Origin of the sequence: Steroidobacter sp. (assembly GCF_036402275.1) — a bacterium.
In the GTDB taxonomy this organism is placed as follows: domain Bacteria; phylum Pseudomonadota; class Gammaproteobacteria; order Steroidobacterales; family Steroidobacteraceae; genus Steroidobacter.
The window spans coordinates 14,619-35,586 of record NZ_DASWTF010000008.1 but is presented as its reverse complement, the minus strand read 5'-3'; the positions used below and the strand labels follow the sequence as shown (position 1 = coordinate 35,586).

General features: G+C 61.5%; 14 protein-coding genes. 10 read left to right on the top strand and 4 right to left on the bottom strand.

Annotation, left to right across the window (positions count from 1 at the left end; all coding sequences use genetic code 11):
* Positions 1–42: 42 nt before the first annotated feature.
* Together VGD45_RS02610 and VGD45_RS02605 are read right to left on the bottom strand one after the other, a co-directional pair.
* The gene (locus VGD45_RS02610) at positions 43–675 is read right to left on the bottom strand and encodes a glutathione S-transferase family protein (RefSeq protein ID WP_331153706.1); all 633 of its coding nucleotides are present in this window, start codon (positions 673–675) and stop codon (positions 43–45) included.
* A gap of 67 nt (positions 676–742) precedes the next feature.
* Positions 743–2,428, bottom strand: coding sequence for an MFS transporter (locus VGD45_RS02605; RefSeq protein ID WP_331153705.1), 1,686 nt, complete (start codon positions 2,426–2,428; stop codon positions 743–745).
* Positions 2,429–2,676: 248 nt separating this feature from the next.
* Between VGD45_RS02605 and VGD45_RS02600 the strand changes: the two genes are divergently transcribed.
* From VGD45_RS02600 to VGD45_RS02590, 3 genes are all read left to right on the top strand, one after another.
* The gene (locus tag VGD45_RS02600) at positions 2,677–2,958 is read left to right on the top strand and encodes a helix-turn-helix transcriptional regulator (RefSeq protein ID WP_331153704.1); all 282 of its coding nucleotides are present in this window, start codon (positions 2,677–2,679) and stop codon (positions 2,956–2,958) included.
* 286 nt (positions 2,959–3,244) lie between these two features.
* The gene (locus VGD45_RS02595) at positions 3,245–5,635 is read left to right on the top strand and encodes a TonB-dependent receptor plug domain-containing protein (protein ID WP_331153703.1); all 2,391 of its coding nucleotides are present in this window, start codon (positions 3,245–3,247) and stop codon (positions 5,633–5,635) included.
* On the top strand, positions 5,629–7,800 hold the full coding sequence (locus tag VGD45_RS02590; protein WP_331153702.1) for an alpha/beta hydrolase family protein: 2,172 nt from the start codon (positions 5,629–5,631) through the stop codon (positions 7,798–7,800). Before VGD45_RS02595 ends, VGD45_RS02590 begins: the two co-directional genes overlap by 7 nt.
* Here VGD45_RS02590 and VGD45_RS02585 read toward each other — a convergent pair.
* Together VGD45_RS02585 and VGD45_RS02580 are read right to left on the bottom strand one after the other, a co-directional pair.
* Positions 7,787–9,658, bottom strand: a complete 1,872-nt coding sequence (locus VGD45_RS02585) for an asparagine synthase-related protein (RefSeq protein ID WP_331153701.1) — start codon at positions 9,656–9,658, stop codon at positions 7,787–7,789. The two genes, VGD45_RS02590 and VGD45_RS02585, sit on opposite strands and share 14 nt — an antisense overlap.
* Before the next feature lie 12 nt (positions 9,659–9,670).
* Positions 9,671–10,372, bottom strand: a complete 702-nt coding sequence (locus VGD45_RS02580; protein WP_331153700.1) for a lasso peptide biosynthesis B2 protein — start codon at positions 10,370–10,372, stop codon at positions 9,671–9,673.
* 777 nt (positions 10,373–11,149) lie between these two features.
* On the opposite strand from VGD45_RS02580, the gene VGD45_RS02575 reads away from it, so the two are divergent.
* From VGD45_RS02575 to VGD45_RS02545, 7 genes are all read left to right on the top strand, one after another.
* Complete coding sequence (locus VGD45_RS02575) at positions 11,150–12,085, top strand: hypothetical protein (protein ID WP_331153699.1); 936 nt, start codon at positions 11,150–11,152, stop codon at positions 12,083–12,085.
* A gap of 16 nt (positions 12,086–12,101) precedes the next feature.
* Complete coding sequence (locus tag VGD45_RS02570) at positions 12,102–13,904, top strand: ATP-binding cassette domain-containing protein (RefSeq protein WP_331153698.1); 1,803 nt, start codon at positions 12,102–12,104, stop codon at positions 13,902–13,904.
* Between the two features lie 57 nt (positions 13,905–13,961).
* Positions 13,962–14,189, top strand: coding sequence for a hypothetical protein (locus VGD45_RS02565; protein ID WP_331153697.1), 228 nt, complete (start codon positions 13,962–13,964; stop codon positions 14,187–14,189).
* A gap of 29 nt (positions 14,190–14,218) precedes the next feature.
* Positions 14,219–15,382: a hypothetical protein gene (locus tag VGD45_RS02560; RefSeq protein ID WP_331153696.1), complete on the top strand. Its 1,164-nt coding sequence runs from the start codon at positions 14,219–14,221 to the stop codon at positions 15,380–15,382.
* Between the two features lie 613 nt (positions 15,383–15,995).
* Entirely contained in the window at positions 15,996–16,640 is a 645-nt protein-coding gene (locus VGD45_RS02555) for a c-type cytochrome (RefSeq protein WP_331153695.1), read from the top strand.
* A gap of 140 nt (positions 16,641–16,780) precedes the next feature.
* Positions 16,781–17,038, top strand: a complete 258-nt coding sequence (locus VGD45_RS02550) for a hypothetical protein (RefSeq protein WP_331153694.1) — start codon at positions 16,781–16,783, stop codon at positions 17,036–17,038.
* Positions 17,039–17,167: 129 nt separating this feature from the next.
* Positions 17,168–20,956 (top strand): right-handed parallel beta-helix repeat-containing protein, encoded by a 3,789-nt coding sequence (locus tag VGD45_RS02545; protein ID WP_331153714.1) that lies wholly within the window; start codon positions 17,168–17,170, stop codon positions 20,954–20,956.
* Positions 20,957–20,968: the final 12 nt, after the last annotated feature.

The window sequence follows — 20,968 nt, the reverse complement described above, 5'->3', positions numbered from 1 at the left end:
GCGGCGATAGACAAGTTCGTCCAGCGCCGCCCGTGAGGTCGGTCAGGCTTGGGGCGCGGCGGCCTTTTGCTTTTCCTTTGCCCGCTGATAGGCGGGACGTGTCTGCAACTCGGCGAAATACGCCTGCACGCGTGGCGACGCGCGTTCGAGCATCTTCATTCGAGCGGTCAGGTGCAGGGCATAGCCTACGGAGATGTCGGCGGCCGTGAAGCGGTCCGCGCACAGGTACTTAGACTTGGCCAACGCCGCATCGACGGCGCCGAGTCTCTCGAAGTACGTGGTGCGAAAGCCCTCGGCCAACGCGGGCTGCCGCTTCTCCTCCGGCTCGAGAAAGCTGAAACGCAACGCTGATGCGAGCGGCACGGTGAGCCCGGCTTCGCCGAAGCTGAGCCAATTGAGCCAGGCGCCAAACGCCGGCTCGTCGACACCGACGGCGAGTTTGCCATCGCCATACTTGACCGCCAGGTACTGCAGGATGGCAGCGGACTCGTTCATGGTGACGTTACCGTCGACGAGATAAGGCACCGTGCCCACAGGATTGATCTGGAGAAATTCGGGAGCCTTGAGCCGCGGTGGATACGGCAGCACCTTCAGTGCGTACTGCAGACCGAGCTCTTCGAATGCCCACAAACAGCGCAGGGAACGCGCATCGGCGCAGTGATACAAAGTCAGCACGTACATCTCCCTATTTTTGATGTGGGTTTCGATGCTAGCGAACGAACGTGCGGAACGCTTGTGACATTCAGGAAGAACGCGAGGGGTCGGTCATGGGCTCCGCCAAGTCGTGAGGAGTCGAGACATGGCCGGCGGGTAGTGCTCCGGTCTGACGTTCGATCATGCGCCGGACCACGGGCAAACCCGGGCCCTGATGCAACTCTCGCAAGCGCTGTGGAATGACCGCGTCGTCCTGGGTAATGCGATTGTTGTGGCGGATGTATTCGAGCCAGGTCGGCGTGGTGAAGCGCTCGACCCAGACGTGCGGATCGGCCAGGTCTCGTAACAGCATCCAATTCATCGCGCCGTCGCGTTTGCGAATGCGCCGTCGTTCCGCCATCGTGCTCAGAAACTCGAGCACGTCTTCTTCGCGAATGTTGTATTCGACGGTGATCACCACCGGGCCCGTGCGCGGCTCCACAGGCACCGCGGTTTCAGGCGCCTGCCACAGACGCAGTGGATCCAGATTCAGATCGGCCGTTTCCGAGAGTGGGATGCGCAGGCCCATCGCCGTGCAGATCAGCATGACGATGGCGGCCGCGATCAGTGCGAGGCGTACTCCATCGCTCGCGGAGATCACACCCCACAACCAACTGCCGGCCGCCATGCCAGCGAACGTAGTAACTTGATACAACGACAGCGCGCGTGCGACGACCCAGCGTGGCGTTGCTAGCTGGACTGTGACATTGAACGTCGAGAGCGTCAGTACCCAGGCAGCGCCGGCGATCATCATCATCGGCACGGTCAGAGCTATGTGCGTGCTGACTCCAGAAACACAGGCAGCGACCGCGAACGCCACGCATGCGACACGCGCCAGTCCCTCCGATGCAAGTCTCTGACGGAGTCGCGAGCTGCTCAACGCTCCAATCACTGCACCCGCGCCGAATGAGCCCAACAACAGGCCGTACGTCAGCGGGCCGCCGCTCAAAAGGTCTCGTGCGATGAGTGGCAGCAGCGCCATCACCGAGCTCGCGCCGATGCCGAACACCGCGCCCCGGATCAAAACTCTGCGAATGGCGGGCGACATCGAAACATAGCGAATGCCGGCAGCGATGGCGTTGCCGAGTGTTTCTCTAGGCAGGAGTTGCGGTGGACGCTGCGGTCGCCAGCGCGCGAGCACCCAGATCAAAGCAATGTAACTCGCCGCATTCACACCGAACGCAGCCGCCGCTCCAGCCGCGGCCACGATCGCGCCGCCGATCGCAGGCCCCACGCTGCGTGCGATGTTGAAGCCCATGCTGTTGATCGCGACGGCGCCGGCAAGATGCGCTCGAGGAACCATGTCGCCCACCGACGCCTGCCAGGCCGGCCCATTGAACGCCGCGCCACAGCCGATCAGGAACGTGAACAACAGCAGCAGCCACGGCGTGATGTGGCCCAGCCACGCGAACACGGTGAGCGCGGTCGATACGACCAGCATGAAAATTTGCGCACCCAGCAGCACCTGCCGCCGATCCAGGCTGTCCGCCATGGCGCCGGCGAACAGCGAGAACAACACGATGGGCAACGCGACCGAGGTCTGCACCAGCGCCACCATGTCGGCCGAATCCGCTATCGACGTCATCATCCAGGACGCGCCGACGGTCTGAATCAACCCACCCAGATTCGACAGCACGCTGGCGAACCAGATCGAGCGGAACACCGGAAAACGGAACGGCGACAGCGCCGACACGGCAGGGGCGGCGTCGGCGGGGGCGGTGGTGGCCTGAAGCATCGCGCAATGATACCGCGAGCCGCGCGAATCGAGGGAGGCAATCCTGGATAGATCGGGCCGGCCGACGATTAGGACCCGAGGCGTTTCAATATCCCGAGTGGGGATGTTGGGGCGCTGGCGGGGCGCGGCGCACAAGCACGACAATACAAACCATCCAGGTCGCGCAAGGAAGAAGCCGTGCTCGAGATCTTCGAAGCCGAGGCGAATGACGTGAGCGTCACCGGGTGTGAGATCGATGAGGGCCAGCCATGAGCAAGCCTCGCGTTCGCCGAACCAACGCATCTGTCGGAGCGGCTATTGCAGACGCGAGATTGAGGGCCGGATTCAGCCAGGCGCAACTGGCGCGGCGGTTGAACCGTCCGCAGTCGTATGTCTCGAAAATCGAGACCGGCGTGCGCGATGTCGGAGTACGAGAGTTCGTGTGGATCGTCCAGCGTATCGGCGAGAACTCATTGCAGTTGCTCGAACAGCTCTGTCGCGACGACGACTTCGAAGATCTGGATCGTCGGGTGAAGCGCGGTCGCTTCTAACGAACAACTACAACTAATGTAAAACGCGCGCGGCGTCGTGCGTCGTCTCTTTCTCGAAATCTTCGTTCAGGTTAATCGAGCAATGACATCCTGGTGACAGGCGTGTGAATGTTTTCTTTCTCTCGACACAACGCACAGCGATTGTGGGATAAGGCTCGCGCTTTTCTTGGGTGTCGGCACGGCTGAACTCGTCGCGCTACCCGGTCATATCAGCGACCCGATGTTGATTGTCTTCTAACACGACAGCGCGGCATTGCATTAACCGCATACATCGAGAGGGAGTGTCATGAGAGTGGATCGCCATTTGGTGGCTTGGATCGTGTGCGTGCTGATCGGTGATATTGCTGGCGCACAGACATTGACGGACGCGGATGCCGAGGAAGCAGCCGAAGAGGTCGTGGTCACGGGAACGCATATTCGCAGCGCCGAGCCAGTCGCTCCTGTGCTGGTGTTCTCGCGTGAGGATTTCGACAAGGCGGGAGCGAATACCGCGGAGGAGTTTCTTGCGCTGTTGCCCCAGAATTTCGGCGGCTCACAGTCGGGCGAAACGTCCGGTGACGCCATCGAAGGACTGCCCTTCGATCCGGGCATGGGTGCGGGCGTCAATCTGCGAGGGGTCGGTTCGGAGTCCACCTTGGTGCTGGTCGACGGCCGCCGACTGGCTGCGGCTGGACGAGGCGAGTACAGCGACATTTCGATGATTCCGCTGGCCGCGGTGGAACGTATCGAGGTCGTGACGGACGGCGCGTCGGCCCTGTATGGGTCGGATGCGATCGGCGGCGTCGTGAACTTCATCATGCGCAAGGATTTCTCAGGCGCCGAAACTCGCGTGCGTTATGGCGACAGCACTCGCGGCGGCCTGTCGCAGAAGCAAGTGAGCCAGGTGCTCGGCACGCAGTGGGGCTCCGGCAACGTGCTGGCCGCGTATGAATATCTGGATCAAGCGGCGCTCAGCCGCTATGACCGCGATTTCTCGGCCAATGCGCCCGGTTCCAAGAACGGCCCCAGAGCCTTGTTGCCGGGTGAGGAGCGACACGGCGTCTCCGTGTTCGGCAAGCAGGAGATCGGCAGCCGCGTCATCGCTTCGGCGAACGCAATGTATTCCCGGCGAGACAGCGAGCGTTGGGATTGGGACGAGGACCTCGATCTCGGCACCAATGTCCGCAGGGAACAAATGGGCGGCAGCGTGGGCGTGGGCGTCGAGCTCAGCGAGACCTGGCGCGCGCAATTCAGTGGCGGCTACGACCAGGGCACCGCATTCTCGCGACAGTTGCAGAATCCAGCGCAGGGTGCAGCCGTTCCTTATGACTTCGCGTACGACACCAAGTACGACCTGTGGTCGACGGACCTGCTGGTCAGCGGCGATCTGATCCCGCTGCCGTGGGGCGCCGTGAAGTTGGCGGCGGGCGCCGGGTATCGCAAAGAAACGTTCGATTACCAGACGTTTCGTAGCCGCGCATTGTTGGCGTCGCCTGGCACCAAATCAGTGACGGTGCGGTCGGCGTACACGGAGATCTCGGCGCCGTTCGGCGAACGAGGCAACCGCGCTCACGCACCTCTCACGCTTTCACTGGCGGGTCGCTATGACGAGTACGACACGTTCGGCGGCTCGTTCGATCCGACCTATGGGTTGCGTTGGATGCCGCTTGCCGCCCTGAGCCTGTACGCGACCTACGGCACGTCGTTCAAGGCGCCCAATCTATATCAGTCCCAGGAGAATCCGTTTTTCAACACCAGCGTCATTTATAACAACCGGCTGCCGGGCGTCGCTCGGGGTTTGATTCTCTCGGGGGGTAACACCGGTCTCACGGAACAAACGGCGCAGACTTTCACGGCGGGTATCGAATTCAACGCCGCGGTCGCTGGCGGTCTGCGGGCGCGGTTGAATTACTTCGATATCGATTACGACGATCGGATCCAGGGGGTGGGCGCCAGCCCCGTGGCGGTGTTCACGACACCGGGTTATAGATCGCAGGTCACGCTTCGCGGCGACGTGCCCGATGCCGAGTTCAACGAGATCGTGGCGCGTTACCTGGCTGGTGACAGGGCGCGCGTTCTAGGTTGCACGGTTGCACTGAGCGCCAACGGCGCGTGCGCCTCGCCCGTGGAGTCGTTTGGCGCGATCGTCGATGTCCGGCAGCAGAACTTCGCTTCGGTGCAAGTGCAGGGCCTCGACCTGTCGCTGTCACAAGATGTTACATGGGACAACAACCAGCTGAATTTCACGCTCGACGGCAGTTACTTTCTCACCTTCGACGAACAGCTGACTCCGTTCAGTCCCGAGCAGGACATCCTGAACAGGCTGTACAAGCCGGTCGACCTGCGAGTGCGAGGCAGCGCGACCTGGAGCCGCGTGCATTGGAGCAGCACGTTATCGGTCAACTACACGACGGACTACTCGACGCGCGGCACGCTGCTGCGCTCGGACGACACGACGCCGATGGCCCCGAAGAACATTGCCTCGTGGACGACGCTCGACTGGACTTTCAAATACACGGTCGCGGGTGAAAATTCCGGCTTCTGGCTCGACGGCCTTGCGATGTCATTGAGTGTGCTGAACGTGCTCGACAAGGATCCGCCGTACGTCGACGACCGATATTACGGCTTGGGTTACGACCCCGCGAACGCCGATCCTCGCGGCCGCATGCTGTCGCTGACGGTGAGCAAGCAATGGTGAGACGCCTTGCATACGTTCTGCTCGCTGCGTGGAGTATCGCTGCGAGCGCGACCGGCGATGTCGTCGACAACGGAGCCGCCCCGAACGGACGAATCGTCGTCACGCCAGACGTGCTGATGGATCATCTCATCCTGGGCAAGCCGGAACTGGCGGCCATGCCGGAGCTGAGTTGGGCGGACAACGGCCGGCGTGTGTTGCTCAGCATGGCGCTCGACGACGTGCAAACGACGCGTGACATCGCGCCTGATGACGATGGAATCTCCGACGCTTATGCCATCGCCAGCATCGACGTCGATTCGGCGCAAATCACCGTGATCGGTCCAGGATATCGGCCGGTCGCGGCTCCGCGTGGCGATACGGTGGCGTACTACGTCAGCGGTGCGAACGGTCATGAAATCGCATTTGCGCGCTCGAACGGACAGCGACTTTGCTCGCTCCGCGACCGCGACTTGATACCGAATGCGAGCGGCTTCCAGGCGCTCGCGCTGACTGCCGATGGTAAGAGGCTGGCGTTCGCGATCGGTTATACGGAGTCGACCGCACACTCCGACGATCGATCGAGCAACACTGACGCGGCTGTTCGTGTTTTCGATACGCTGCACCCGGAGCCACCATCGAATCATGGCGTGGTGTTATGGACGATCGACGAGCATTGTCGCGAGCCGCGCCGCGTCGCCCAGCTGAGGCGCTACCGCGTTGGCCAGCTCGCCTGGCTCGACCGTGGGCGAACGATCATGGGCGTCGCCCAGACGCCGGTTCCAGGCCGCACGCAGACATCGCCGCGCACCGATCTGTTGCGATTCGATACAAGAAGCGGCGCGTGGCGCACTTTCATCAGCAACATCGGCGGACAGACGCCGAACCACCGCAGCGGATTCCTCGCTGTCGCTCCCTCCGGAGAAGACATCGCGTTCACGTACGAGCAGGACGGTCTGGCGTATCAGCTGCGCAGACAACTGGCCGTCGCCTCGCTGGCAAACGGTCGCATCACTCTGGTATCTGCCGATCCTCGTCAAGGCGCCGGCTGGCTCGACGGGCGGACGCTGCTCATAACCAAACCGGGCGCGCATCCGCTCCTGTCACGCACGGCGACGCTTTCGCTCGACGGTAGCGAACGCGACATCGGTGGGATACCTGGTCACGCGGCGATCTCTCCGGACGCCACCAAACTGGCCTGGCTGGAGAAAGATCTGTACGGAAACAGCTCGCTGTCGATCGCTAGCAACCGTCGCGCTGGCTCGACCTGGGCGGTCGGCGACAGGCGTGTGGTCTGGCAAGCGCCGTCGAAGCTGGCGCGCTACGCGCGAGGCGTGCGCCGTTTTGTCGAGTGTCAGAGCACCGATGGCGTGCGTCCGGCAGCAATCCTCGTGTTGCCGCTCGGTTATGCGCCCGGCAATCGCTATCCACTGCTCGTGGATGTTCACGGCGGCCCACGCGGTGGCCTCGATAGCGTGCCTGACCCCTATGTGCCAGGCAGCGTGCTGGTAAGAAGCACGCTCGAGCATGATCTGTGGGCTGCGAAGGGCTACGCGGTGCTGCTCCCCGATTACCGGGCCAGCGGCTTGTATGGCTTCGACAAGATTGCCCGCGACGGTAGCGACTTCGAGCGTGACTTCGAAGACATCATGTGTCAGGTGCAGACAGTCATCGATCAGGGCATCGCCGACGCCGGACGAATGGCGGTCATTGGCAACAGCCATGGCGCCAAACAAGTGACATGGATCGTCACGCACACCGACCGCTTCAAAGCGGCGATCGCCAAAGAAGGCAGCGGCAGCGTGAACTACAGCGTGGCGTGGGGCAGCCGCGGGCAGATGCATCAACAAATCACGTGGATGCTCGGCGCTCCGTATGAACATCCAGAGAAGTATCGTCGTATCTCCGTCATGGACTCGGTCGGCGGAGTCTCGACGCCCACGATGTTCGTGGAGCATCGAGGCGCCAGGCGCGCCGGCGATCTTTATCCCTGGATGTTCGCGGCCTGGCAGGCGCAGGGCGTGAGAGCGCAACTGCGTCTCTACGACGAAGAGCGGCACTCTTTACAGCGACCGGCGGACTGGCGAGATGTGCTCGACGCATCGATCGCATGGATCGACGAACATCTCGCGCGCGAGCCGGTGACGCCGCTCTCTCACAGCGCGGCGCCTGAGATCAAGCTGCCGTAGCTCGAGCCACGGGTTGCACTGTTCGCTGCCAGTTTCTGAGCCACGTTTCCATGACGAGTTGCGGTCCGATGAGTTTCAGAACGAGGCTGTCGGAGTCGACGTGCACCCTCGAGAGAGTGTGCTCGACCTTGCGCCGGTCCAGAATGCGCTCCTTCACGAGAACGCCATCGAGAAACGTCTCACGCAGGAATGCGGCATTGTGACGCGTCACGTTCAAGAAGAAATCGTCCATGTAGCTCTTGGTCCGTCTCGCCAGGAGACCGGCCGGCAGGTAGGGCGCGAAGGCACGGCGCGCGACGGCGCGGTCTTGGGCGCTGTGCATGAGAACGTACATCGGCATGCGCGCGAACAGCTCGACGACCGGCTGAGCGGTGAATGGAGCGAACCATTCCCGGCCGCGAACGCGCTCGAACGGATCCATGGTTCGCCACGATACCGACATCGATTCGATGTGCATCAGTTTCTCGGGCGACAGTCGCGTGCTCGGCGCCGCGACCGCTTTTTTCCATGCCGGAACGAAGCGGTCCGCATCGGCATGGATGGCTTCGAAGGCCGCGGGATCGATCATGTGATGCAGCTTGCCGAGATCCAAGGTTCGATCTCGCGCGAACATGCCGTTTCGAATCGCTCGGGCCAGCACGCCATAGAAGGTGCCGCCAAATTGCGCCGATTCCAGGGCGATCCGCGGCAGGTGCCTCCCCAAGCCGTGGCGCCAAACATAGTCGTTCACCGCCGAGGCGTCTCGCAGCCTTACGAAGGTTCCATCGCCGCCGCTGCCAGAGAAGAAGGCGCCATGACCGTCCCCTGTGGTGACGGGGCCGATGCAATGCGTGGTGAGATAGGCGACGTAGCGGTTCGGGCATGCGGTGCGCGGGAACCTCGCGAGTTGCTCGAAATCCAAGCTCGTGGGAATGCGTCGATACTCCAGCAGCTTGCAGGCGCGGCCGGAGGTGGCGCTGGCGCCTTCGACGGCCAGGCGGGCAAACGGCCGCTCGTCGGCGCCCGCGTGATCGTCGAAGTAGTGCAAACACGTCACGTCGGGCTGCGATGGCGCTCGCATCAGGCCGGCCAGCATGATGGAGGAGTCGAGTCCGCCGGATAACCGAAGCGTGAGTTGTGGATGATCGGCCCCGATCGCGCCGATGCAGGCAAGCACGGTTTTGCGCGCTGCTTGCACAGCATCCTTCAGCTCTTCGATGGGGTTGTCCGCGGCGATGTCGACGATGTTCCAGTAGTAGTGTCGCTGGTGTTCAACGCCGGCTCGCAGTTCCAGGCATTCACCGGGAGCTACCAGCGACACCTCATTGAGTCCAGTCTCACGGACGTCGAAGTATGGCCGCACTAGAAAGGCGGTGGCGTACTGCAAATTCATCGAGAAGCGCCGGAAGCCGAGCGCGATGCAGTCCTCCGTGCAGGAAAAAACGACGCTGACTTCATCCACGCTCGTGACAAAGCAAGGCATGTCGCCGCTCGGGTCTCGAACCACGAACGTGCTACGACGCGCCTCGTCGTGAATGAAAGCGACATAGCCGCCCCAGAAGCGATCGAGCAGGCATCGTCCCTGACTCTGCATCACCGCTCGCGTGGTCGTCTCGTCGAGTTCGACACGCTTGGGCAGCTCGACTTCGTTCATCTCGCGATGAAACAATTTGCCCACGACCACCGCCGGCTCGCCTCGCGCCGGATACACATCGCACGACGCGGGCGAGTCACTCGCGCAGTAAACGACCAGACCCTGGGCGCCAAGGACGTTGCGGATCTCCGGCAGACGAGTCTCGAGCTCTCGCCGCAGTCGCCGGACTTCCTGCGTAGCGCGCGGATTCTCGTGGTTCCATGCGAAAGCAACGTATCGATACATTGGATTCGTTCCTCAAACGACCATGATCGGGGTGAGCTCCCGAACCCAGAAGGGGATGTCCGTGAGCATGTGCTCGCGGTATTGCAGCCAGCAATGAGCTCGAAACGGCTGGTCCTGCACGCCGAAGATCCAGTCGGGGAAGATGCGGTGGTACGCCAGGAATTCCGCCAGCGCCAGGCAATAGAGAAAGCAGTTATCCTTCTTGTCGAAGGCGAGCGGGAGCAGCCAGTCGAAGGCGCGCACCAGTTCGTCGAGGGTCTCGAGCGGAACGGACCGATGAGGATGATGCGCGGCCTTACGCCGGCTCAAGCGGCGAACGATGGAGTCCAGGCGCGCCGCTCGCTTGCTCACGTGCGCGATCGTCGTCGCCCTGAAAAATCGCCATACCTGTCGCGCGCTCAAGTCCGGACACCCGGCGGGGCGCACCTCGCCGAGCCAGGCGTTCGCACGAAGCACCTGAACGGGAGTCGCTGGTTTGCCTCGCGAGGGGTTTCTGGTGAGCAGTTGCCGCTTCAGCAGCAGATCGAGCGCCGCCTCGTTGGCGTTGGCCGATTCCAACTGTGGCCATCCGCTCACATGTTTACGCAGCGAGCAGGCGGAGGACGCATCCAGCGCCAGATACTTTCCGCTAGCGGTGTCCAGCAGGACCATGCGATCTCGAAGCACGCACACGTACGCGTGCCTGGCGAGATAGTAATCGGCGGTTTCGTCCATGACTGTGGTCCGATGATGCTTGCGGTTTCCAATGAGGCGAACGGCCATAGGAGATGCACGGTGTGCACCCTCGTGCATCCCCTTGCGCCTCCGGATGGAGACGCGATTGGCTCAGCGGTTAGCCGCCGGTCGAGGAGTCAAAATCCTCCACGCCATGGCGCGGTGAAGCTTTCGTTTCTTCCATCACATATCCCAGCTCGATGAGCTCGTTCATGACTGTCTCCTTGTGACTTTAAGCATCGCCATCAACCGTGATGGCAGGGCCACGCTAAGAAGTGCGCCACGGGATCGTCAACGCAATGCAACGCGAGCGTCACGCGATGTGAGATTCGCAGGCTGCGCGGTCGCGCGCCGAGAGCGACGGTTGACTGCAGATGACAGAAATGTTACAGAAATATGACAATGGCGCAGGCTGCTGAATCCGTGGACGTAGTTGAGCGATCGATTGCTCAGGCGGAAAGGATATGGCGGGCAGGGGCGTTCATATCTTGCGCGGGATAAGCGCAAGCCGATCTCACAATGCGTCGTCGGTTCCTTGGAATTGGGTTGCGCGTGACAGTTTTCGATTATTTTGATGTTGTAAAAGTTATCCATCCCGCGTTACCGCTTTGTCGCATTCTCCAGAGAAAACACGCGCGGGGCTCGAACTCAACGTTTCCAACTCTGACACTCGCCGTGTCCCCGATGTTTCTTCGCAATGACCGCGGCAAGCTTGACGGTCGTGTTTCTTAATGCTGTCTTGCGACATCACACACCGTCACTTGGGGGGATCGCGAGATGAATGCGCAAGCCGCTGAGTTGCCCGTCGACGATATGGTTCTGCTCACAGGGCGTCCGCCGTTGGCAAAGTTTGTTCGTTACATTCGCGGCAAGACGATCGACGGTTTGCGCGCTCATGAAGGGGATGTGGCGGCGAAGTGGTGGCGCGGCAGAGAGATGTATCGACAGCTCGAAACAGACGAGCGCGGCTGGCCCGACAATCCGTCGATCGAGCCGCTGCCCGAGGAGATGCGGGAGTTGGCCGAGCTGGGCCTGAGCCAGCCCTCGGTGCGCAGGCTCAGGCATTTCGCGCCACGCGAGTGGCGCATGGTGGAGATCGACCGCATGGTGGTCTATCAGCACACCATCAATCTGCGCTTCGTCGAGGAGATCAAGGCTGCGCTGCCCAGCCCGCTGCGAGCCGAGGACATCATGCGGCTGGCCATAGGCAACACCGAGCAGCGTCACCCGCCGGTGCGCGTGGTCCAGTCGAACGACGGCGAGTACACATTCTCGTCCGCGTCGAACGATTTGCGGTTTCTGGATGTCGTGAACCTCGAGGCCGGCTGTATCCGCGATTACCAGCCCTCCGGCTGTGTGAGCAGCGCGATCGTTCTGTTCGTGGGCTTCAGCGACAACTTGATCAGCGCGGTTCACGCCGGTAACCGGGTGTATCTGCAGAACGGTAGTCATCGCGTCTTTGCGTTGCGCGAGCTGGGTGTTACTCACGCACCGTGTTTGCTCACCAGGGTCACGCGCGAGGAGGAGTACGAGCTGCTGCTACCGGGAGACGTGAAGCAGGACCGGGAGCAGTACGTCAGGTCGCCGCGTCCGTCGGTGTTCAAGGATTATTTCGACGACCGGGTCCGGACCATCGTACCGGTAATGCGCATGAATCATGTGCTGGAGGCGAAGCTGACTCTGGAGAAGGCGAGCATCCCGGCGATGACCTGATTGTCGCTGGGCCTTCATGACCAAAGCTCAACAACGCTCGCGCATCCGCGGCCAGGAATCGGTCCTGAGGGAAGTGGCGGCGCTGATGTGGTCGCAAGCGAGCCCGCTCATCCGCAGACGGTTCTTGCTCGCGCTGCTGCTGGTCGTCGGTTCGGGCGCGCTCACGCCGCTCGGTCCGGTGGCGCTGAAATTGATCGTGGATCGATTCACGGGCGAGGCCGGCGGCCATGCGCTGTCATTGAGCGTGCTGGTCGGTCTTTATGTTCTGAGTCAATGGCTGTCGCGCAGCGCGGGCGAGTTGCGCACGCTTGCCTACTCGAGCGCGGAACGTCGCATGGTCCGGACGCTGAGCGAACGGATGTTCAGTCACGCCATGCGGCTGCCGTTTCGCTATCACGTCGAACGACAAACCGGCGTCGTGACGCAGAGCCTCGAGAACGGGCTCCAGGGATATCAGCGAATCATGAACCACCTGGTGTTCACGCTGCTGCCCGTATGCGTCCAACTCGTTACCACGGCAGTCATCCTGCTGCGTTTCGATCACGCTGTGTTCTTCGCCATCTTCTGCGGAGCCATGCTTTGTTACGCCGTGGCCTTCAGTCACTTCGCCGGCCAGGTATCGACTCTTTCCAAAGCGGCCTCCGCGGCGCGCGGCGACGCCAACGGCGCCATGACCGATTGCATCATGAACTACGAAACGGTGAAGTTGTTCGCCGCGGAAGAAGTCGTGCAGGACAAGGTCAGCAAGGCGCTCGGAGAGAGCGAGAGTCGCTGGGTCCAGTTTTATCGCAGATCCGCGACTAATGGCTTGATCGTCGCAACGCTGCATGCGGGCGCTCTCGCTGCCGCGATCGTCTACGCCGTGCACGAGGTGCGCGCGGATCGCATGACGGTTGGCGACTTCGTTCTCGTGAATACCTATATGTTGCAGGTCCTGCAGCCGCTGGAATCGATGGGGCGCGCCGTGCAAGCGATCACGCAGGGGCTCGGCATGCTCGATCGGATGCTACAGCTGTTTCGCGAGCCTCCGGAGCGCCTGGATGACAACGATGGGGATCTCGCTGCTGCCGGGCGCGGCGAGCTCGAGTTCGATCATGTAAGGCTGTCCTATCGCTCGGAGCGAACCATCCTCAACGATGTGAGCTTCGCTCTTCCTGCCGGTCGAACGCTGGGCATCGTCGGCGCAAGCGGCGCAGGAAAATCCACCATCGTTCGGCTGCTGGTGCGCCTGGTCGAGCCCGACGGCGGTCGCATCCTGCTCGATGGAATCGAAATCGCAACCGTTCCGCTGCAGACATTGCGTCGGGCAATCGCGATCGTGCCGCAGGACACGGTGCTCTTCAACGATACGCTCGCGTACAACATCGGCCTGGGACGGCCTGGCAGCTCACGCAACGATATCGAACGAGCCGCACGGCTCGCTCACCTCGATGAACTGGTGAAGCGCCTGCCCGAAGGGCTGGAGACGCGCGTCGGTGAGCGCGGCATCAAGCTGTCCGGTGGAGAGAGGCAGCGCGTGTCGATTGCACGAGCAGCACTCAAGCGTCCTCGCATTTATATTTTCGACGAAGCGACATCGTCCCTGGATAGCCGCACCGAACGGGAGATACTCCAGAACCTGCGCGAGATCTCCCAGCGCTGCACGACGCTCGTGATCGCTCATCGCCTCTCGACCGTAGTACACGCGGACGAAATCGTCGTGCTTCACGAAGGTACGATCGTCGAACGCGGAACGCACGCGCAGCTGGTCCGGTCACAGGGGCGCTACTCGGCGCTGTGGAAGGCACAGCAGACAATGCAAGCGCCTGCGGCGAGCTGACGCGTCAGTCTCTCATCGTCATCTGGACCTCGCGAATCCCGACAGCAGCTGCGCGTTGTGAAGCTGCTGCAGCCGATTGATCTGCGCCAGCGGAGCAGGTCGACCTGCGCCTACAAGACTCCGGTGCTGACGGTTGACAGGCGAGTCGTGTTCCGGTCGAATCTGCATTCTTTCAAAGGCTCGCTGATCTCCGAGCCGGTCGACTACAGCCGTCCGCTCAGCAACGGCGTGGCTTATCCTCGCAAGGAGAAAGAGAAGTCGGAGGCCGCGGCTGCTGGCAATTGATCGCTGCGCCCATTCGAGGACACTCACGCATGCTGAACGGATTGGCGGCCTTGGAAGATATCGATTGGAAGAGGCTGCACCACGCCTACGGCCGCGCGACGGATACGCCAGACCACCTGCGCGCTCTGCTCGGCGAAGATTCCGAAGCGAGGAAGGAAGCACTCGATCATCTATGGAGCGCGATCATCCATCAGGGGACGCTCTATCCGGCCACTGGACCCGTGGCGCGGGTGATTGCGGGATTGCTGACGGACGCGCGAATCGATCGCGGCAAGTCGATTCGACCCGATCTGTTAGCGTTTCTCGCTGCCGTGCCTGAATCGCTCGAAATGACCGAAACCGACATCGAGACGCTCGAACGCATGGCCGCGTTCGATATCGAGCCCTTCCTCGATGCGGAAGACATCTACGAAGAAATCTTCGAGAATGAGGACGCGGTAAATTCGTTCCAGGCGCGAGGGGTGCTGGCATGCATTTCGGCCGCGCCGGTCCTGATGGACGCGATGCTGCAGGCAGCTTCTGACGGCGATGCGAGCTGTCGCATGCACGCGCTCATGGGCGCCGTGAGATTCGCAAAGATTCAATCGTTGCGACATCACGCAGCGCAGCTCGAGATGCGTCTGCTGTCTCTTGTCCGGGAGGCCACTAGTTCGGATGAGCGCAGCACGTACGTGCTTGCTCTTGGCGAGCTCGGATTTGCGCCCACAGCTTTCTTGAGCGATGCCTCGCCTGCCGTGCGCACGTGCGCGGCGCTAGCGCCGAGCCTTTCAACCGACGAACGCGCGATCAAAGAGCTGCTCACAGTGCTGGAAGTGCATGCGGGCGACATCGACGGGTGGTTCGTCGAGCGGCCTCCGCAGTTTTCGATGCGGCCGCGCTTTAGTGTGGTTCAGCGCTTGGTTCAACAAGTGAAAGATTTCGATCGGCTCGTGAACGCCGCCATCGCAGTGGCGCGCGCGACGAATAAATTTGCTGTGGACTACGAATGGGGACCGTTGCTGTCCGCCGCCTTCCCAAAACAGAACGGCGTCATCGAGACTGAGGCCCAACGCCGATACTTGCGCGCGCTCGTGGAGAACGCCGAGCTTTGGGATCCAAAATTCGGCAATGCCAGCGCCTATTTCAAGGGGCTGAAACTCCCGTACGACCGTGACGCGTGCGCCAGGCTCGTTCAGGAAGCGCGCGTAGAGTAGGGCGTGAGCCCGACTCATCACGTCAGCTCGGACTCAGTCAACCACAACTCGTCGGCGAGCACAGTAGCCTCGGCGCAGCGGGCGCCGAAGTGCGCGTCCGAGTCGGAATTCGAGATCGTCGTCCCGCTGCCGAACGCGCGGTGTTGAAGCAAGTGATGCGGGGCGCTTCATCGGTAAGGAAGCCATTTCGATTCAAGCTTCCTGGTCGGGGCCGTGAGTCGGGAGTGAACCTCTCATTTCGGTCGATATCGTCCCCGTCGGGAGCAATCCTCCACGTGGAGGATTTTTGGCAGCATTCTTGAGTTGCTCTATATGAGAGCAGTGCGTATGTGGCGGGCTGGAATTTAACAGTAGACACTCCAGCTGGAGTGTGGAGCGTGGGCCGAATGTGGCCGTTCAAGTTAATGGGCGCCAGCGATCTATGAAAAGTTGTACGCGCTGCGGGTTTGAACAACACCGGGCTTTCGCGGGTGAGTTAGGGGGATCCACCGGTGGCCACGCCGGTCCGTGCGGCGGAGACTTTGTAGCGGGGCAAGGCCGTTGCATGGGGTTCCGCGATGCGTATCGTATGCCAGCGCTCATGGCGGCTATCCTGTGTTCGCTGGCGACAGGAATGTCCGAAGCTTCTCCTCTGTCCGTTGACGAGAAGGTACGCAACGCTTTGCAGCTGGATCAGAAGCCAGCGAGCGGACAGAAACTTTACTCCACCTACTGCGCTCAATGTCACGGTCCGCAGGCGCTCGGAAGTGCGGCGAAAGTCATTCCATCGCTGGCCGGACAGCGGCGCGCCTATCTGGTGAAGCAGCTGTCGGATTTAATCGAGGAGGAGCGCTCCAACCGGGAGATGCACGCCGTAGTCTCGCAGGCGGAGTTGTCGAGCGAGCAGGCCTGGGCTGACGTTTCCGGTTATCTGAACTCTTTGCCGCGGACCAGCTTTCCGCAGACGGGCGACGGGCGCAGCCTTGAGCTCGGCGAAGCCATCTTTCAGGAACAATGCGCGTCTTGTCACGAAGAAGATGGCCGCGGCGATGACGACGGCTTCATTCCCTCCGTGCGCGACCAGCACTGTGCATACCTGGTGCGTCAGATGCGAAGCATCGCCTCGTGGCATCGACTCAATGTCGATGCGGATCTCGTGCGGTTTCTCGACAGCCTGGACACTGAAGAGGCCACTGCCGTGGCTGATTATCTGTCGCGCATGCGAGGTCCAGTGAAGAATCGCGACAGAATGAACAGCGACGGGACGGTCAATGACTGAGAGCAAGGCAGAGCAGGTCCACGTAGAAACCGCGCATGGCCGGCCAGAAGCACGAGTTAGAGAGCGTTACCAGTGTTTTGGATTTGCATAGGTTTCTCGCGCTGACTATCTTGCTCGAGCTGCGGCTGTAGGGTGTTGTTATGGGCGAGGACAAAATCAGGAACTTGATCGACAAGCAGCGGGAGAAGAGCGCCAATCCCATAAGGGATGCGATTCGACGCGCCCAGCAGCATGTCCGCCGAGTCGGAGCAGATGAGCTGCAAGAGCCTGAAGGTTTGGCTTCAGGCGATGTGAATAAGTTTCTGGAGAATCCCGATGGCTACGAGCGTGACGACGACGCTGACGAGCGAGGAGGGACCCGTTTTCTAAAGCGTGTGTACCCCATAAAAAGGCGTTGAGCATCCGGGAAACACTCAACATGTCGGCGTTCTGTTGACACAGCATGATCGCAACTGATACTTAGGCAGACATTCAGCGCATCGATGAAATGCGCGGACAACGAGCGTGGGAGAGACTCTGTGAAGCGCATGCATGGATGCTGGCCGAAGATCGTTCTCTGTTTGCTGGGTTTGGTTGGCGCGCACGCCGTTGCCAGCACCTTACCGCCGCACGAGTACTACGTGCTGAGCCCCGAGCCGCTCACCGGCGCTCTTTCGCTGATGAGTCTGGAGCCAAACACCACCATCACTTTCGGAAGCAAGCAGGTCACACTCAATCGGTATGAGACTGCGACCGTGCCGGCCACGCTGTTCTCGGCGGGCAGCAAGTTCTCCGGGACTGGATTCTTCACCGTCGGCAGCAACGAAGATGCGGCCGATCTGCTGGCGCCGGACGACTTCGCCGGCACCGCATTCGTCGTGCCGCACATCGCGGGCGCGCACCGGTATTTCTTTTTAAGTCCGAGCGGCACTGCGCAGGTGACGATCCAGGTAGGCGCCGACACCTATCAGTTCAACGCCGCCGAGGGCGTCGTCAATGAGTTCGATGCGGGCGAAGTCAATGGACTGGCCGGGCGCATCACTTCCGATGTCCCCATCGTCCTCACCCACGTTGCGTACTCGGGTGGTGCGGCGATCGATGCTTATCCGGTCGCGCCGGCCGCAGAGGAACTCTTCGGCATCCGATCGCAGGAGACAGTGGTCGCCGCGCTGGGCGACGGAACCTCGGTCACCGTCTATGCAAGCGACAGCACCAGCGCCAGTTACACGTTGAACGCGGGCGAGCAGGTCACAGTCACCGCTGGTGCAAGCGGCACGCAAGGTCAAGGCAGCGCGCTGCGCGTCGTCGCGGACGCTCCCATCGCAGCGGTTCAATATGACGACGGCGATGGTAACGATGTCACCGCGTTCTGGACTATCGACAGCTTCGGTCGTCGTTACGGTCTGCCAGTCGATGCGCAGTACGTTTCTGTCGCATGTGCCGATCCGAACGTTACATTGACACTGTACAAGGGCGCGAATGCGCCGGAGACGCAGACTTGTTCCGGCAGCCTCACGGCTCCGGGCACGGCGTCCTTTGGCTCGACTGTGTCCGGTCCGAATCTCTCGGCCGGCTGGTATGTCATCAGCTCCAGCCCCGTCTACCTCATGTATGAGGCGGCGAGCCCGGAGGATGAACACAACCTGTTGGGGTTGTCGCCTCTCCCTGGTCCAGCGGCGCCGGTACTCAATGACGCCGGGTCCTCTACCGGGCAAAACCCAATGCCCGTTTCTGGAACGGCCGGTGCCAATCAACCGGTGCATTTGTATGTCAATGGATTGTTACAAGCGACGACCGTCGCGGACGGCTCGGGTAACTATTCATTCAATGCGATTCTGATCGACGACACCAATACGCTCTATACGACCGCGGTCGAGAATGGCAACGAGAGCGATCCGTCCAACGCCGTCAGTGTCGACTACCACAATTACGTGTCACGCAATCAGAGCGGCACGATCAGCGGCACGGTCGTGTGGACGCCCGGCAATCCGGCGCAGCCCTATACCGTGGCGGCGGCAGGTCTCACGGTCGCTGCTGGCGCGCAGCTCATTATTCAACCGGGAACCCAGATTCGCTTTGCCAGCGTTGGCGGTCTGTCTGTGAGCGGCACGCTGACAGTGAACGGCAGCGCGGCTGCAAATGTTACTTTCACCTCCAATCAGGCGACACCGACGCGTGGCTCGTGGCCCGGTTTGAGATTCGGCACGGGGTCCAATGTCACTCTGAATCATGCGCTGGTCGAGTGGGCGAGCTCGGGCATCCGGGTGTCGAATGGCGCGACGTTCGTCATGACCAACAGCACGGTGCGCAACTTCAGAGACTCCGGTGTGGTCTTCGAAAACGCCAGCACGTCGCGTGTCGCCAACAGCATCATCGACAACAGCAACGATGTCGGTCACTGCTTCGATATGACGGGTTCGGCCGCACCGACCATTCAGGATAATCGGGTGTCCAACTGTCAGTACGGCTTCTATCTGACGGCCAACGGCAGCGGCGGTCCGCAGCCGATCGTGACCGGCAACCAGATCACGTCTCACGGCAGCGGCAGCGTCCACACGACGAGCGGCAGCTATCCTGTGAACAGTTTTTTGACCCTCGACTTCACTGGCAACTGGTGGGGCACAACTGATTTGACGGCGCTTGCTAACAGCATTAGCGATGTGGCCGATAATCCAATAGCCGCCGCCGGGCGAGCCGCAGTCGATTACAGCGGGTTCCTCAATGGCCCGAACGGCACGGCGGTACCCGGAAACTTCCTCTCGACCTACGTGAGCGGCAACACCACGCTCGCCGGCAACACAACCTACGAAATGATGGGAGCCTTGATCGTGACTTACAACGGGGCGCTCACCATCGAACCTGGTGCGACGCTGCGTTTCTACGCCACCACTGCCACAGTGCGCGTACTCGGTACCTTACAGGCGGGAGGCACGGGTGCGCAGGTGCTCTTGACTTCGGGTAAGTCGTCGCCGACCCGCGGATCTTGGGGAGGTGTTCAGAGCAATAACGGCGCAAACCTATCGCTCGATAACGTGCGAATCGAGTGGGCGGCGCAGGGCATCAGCGCCGTAAACGGCGCCGCGTTCGCCATGAACAACACGACCATTCGTAACTTCAGCGAGTCCGGCATCGTTTTCGACCGAACGAACACGGCGAGCGTCAGCAACAGCATCGTCGACAATCTCAACGACGTCGGCGACTGCGTCCGCATGCTCGGCGCCGCCGTTCCGACCATCCAGGGCACGCTGATCGCCAATTGCAAGTACGGCGTGTATCTCACAGCGTGGAACAACGCCGGCCCCCAGCCGGTGGTGAGCGGAGGCAACCGGATCCTTTCTCACGGCACCTACAGTGTCTATGCCGATAGCAACTATCCGGCGAACAGCTTCCTGACCTTGAATTTCACCAACAACTGGTGGGGCACGACCGATCTTGGAGCGATAGCGAACGCCATTTACGATCTAAGCGACCACACGCCGTCGACGACGCTGCCAACGGTCAATTTTGGCAATCCCTTGAATGCCGCGAGTGGCACGCCGATGCCTGGAAATTTCGTGGGTGGCGCGCTGACTGGGAACTCGACACTCGCCGCGAATACAACTTATGAAGTGATGGGGTCGTTGCTGGTGCCTGCGGGCGCGACACTCGATATTCAGCCCGGTGCGATGCTCCGGTTCCATGCCGCAGATGCCGTGGTGCGCGTCGCCGGTTCGTTGCAGATCGTTGGCGGGGGCACGCCAGTGACGCTGACCTCGGGCAAGCCGTCACCGACACGCGGCTCTTGGGGCGGCATTGAAGCAGTCGCTGGCGCCAGCGTGTCGCTCGACAACGTGTCGGTCGAGTGGGCCGCGAATGCCATCAGAGTGCGGAACGACGTCACGTTCACCCTGACCAATGGCACGATCCGTAACTTCAGCAACTCGGGCCTCGCCTTCAGCGGGGCCAGCACGTCGAGCGTCAGCAACAGCACCATCGACAACCTCAACGATGCTGCCAACTGCGTTTCCATGAGCGGCGCGTCGGCGCCGACGATCCAGAACAGCGTGATCGCCAATTGTTTTTTCGGGTTCTATTTGACCGCCGTCAACTTTCCCGGGCCGCAGCCGGTCGTGAGCGCCGGCAATCAGATCCTTTCTCATGGCAGCCGGAGCGTCTTCGTGGAGGATGACTATCCGGCGAACAGTTCCGTGGTGTTGAACTTCACCAACAACTGGTGGGGCACGGCCGATTCGGCCGCGATCGCCGCGGCCATCATGGACCTGACCGACACGCCAACGTCGACGAAGCGTCCGACGGTCGATTTCAGCAATCCGTTGGCGGCGCCGCCGGGCAATTAACCAACTCGCAGG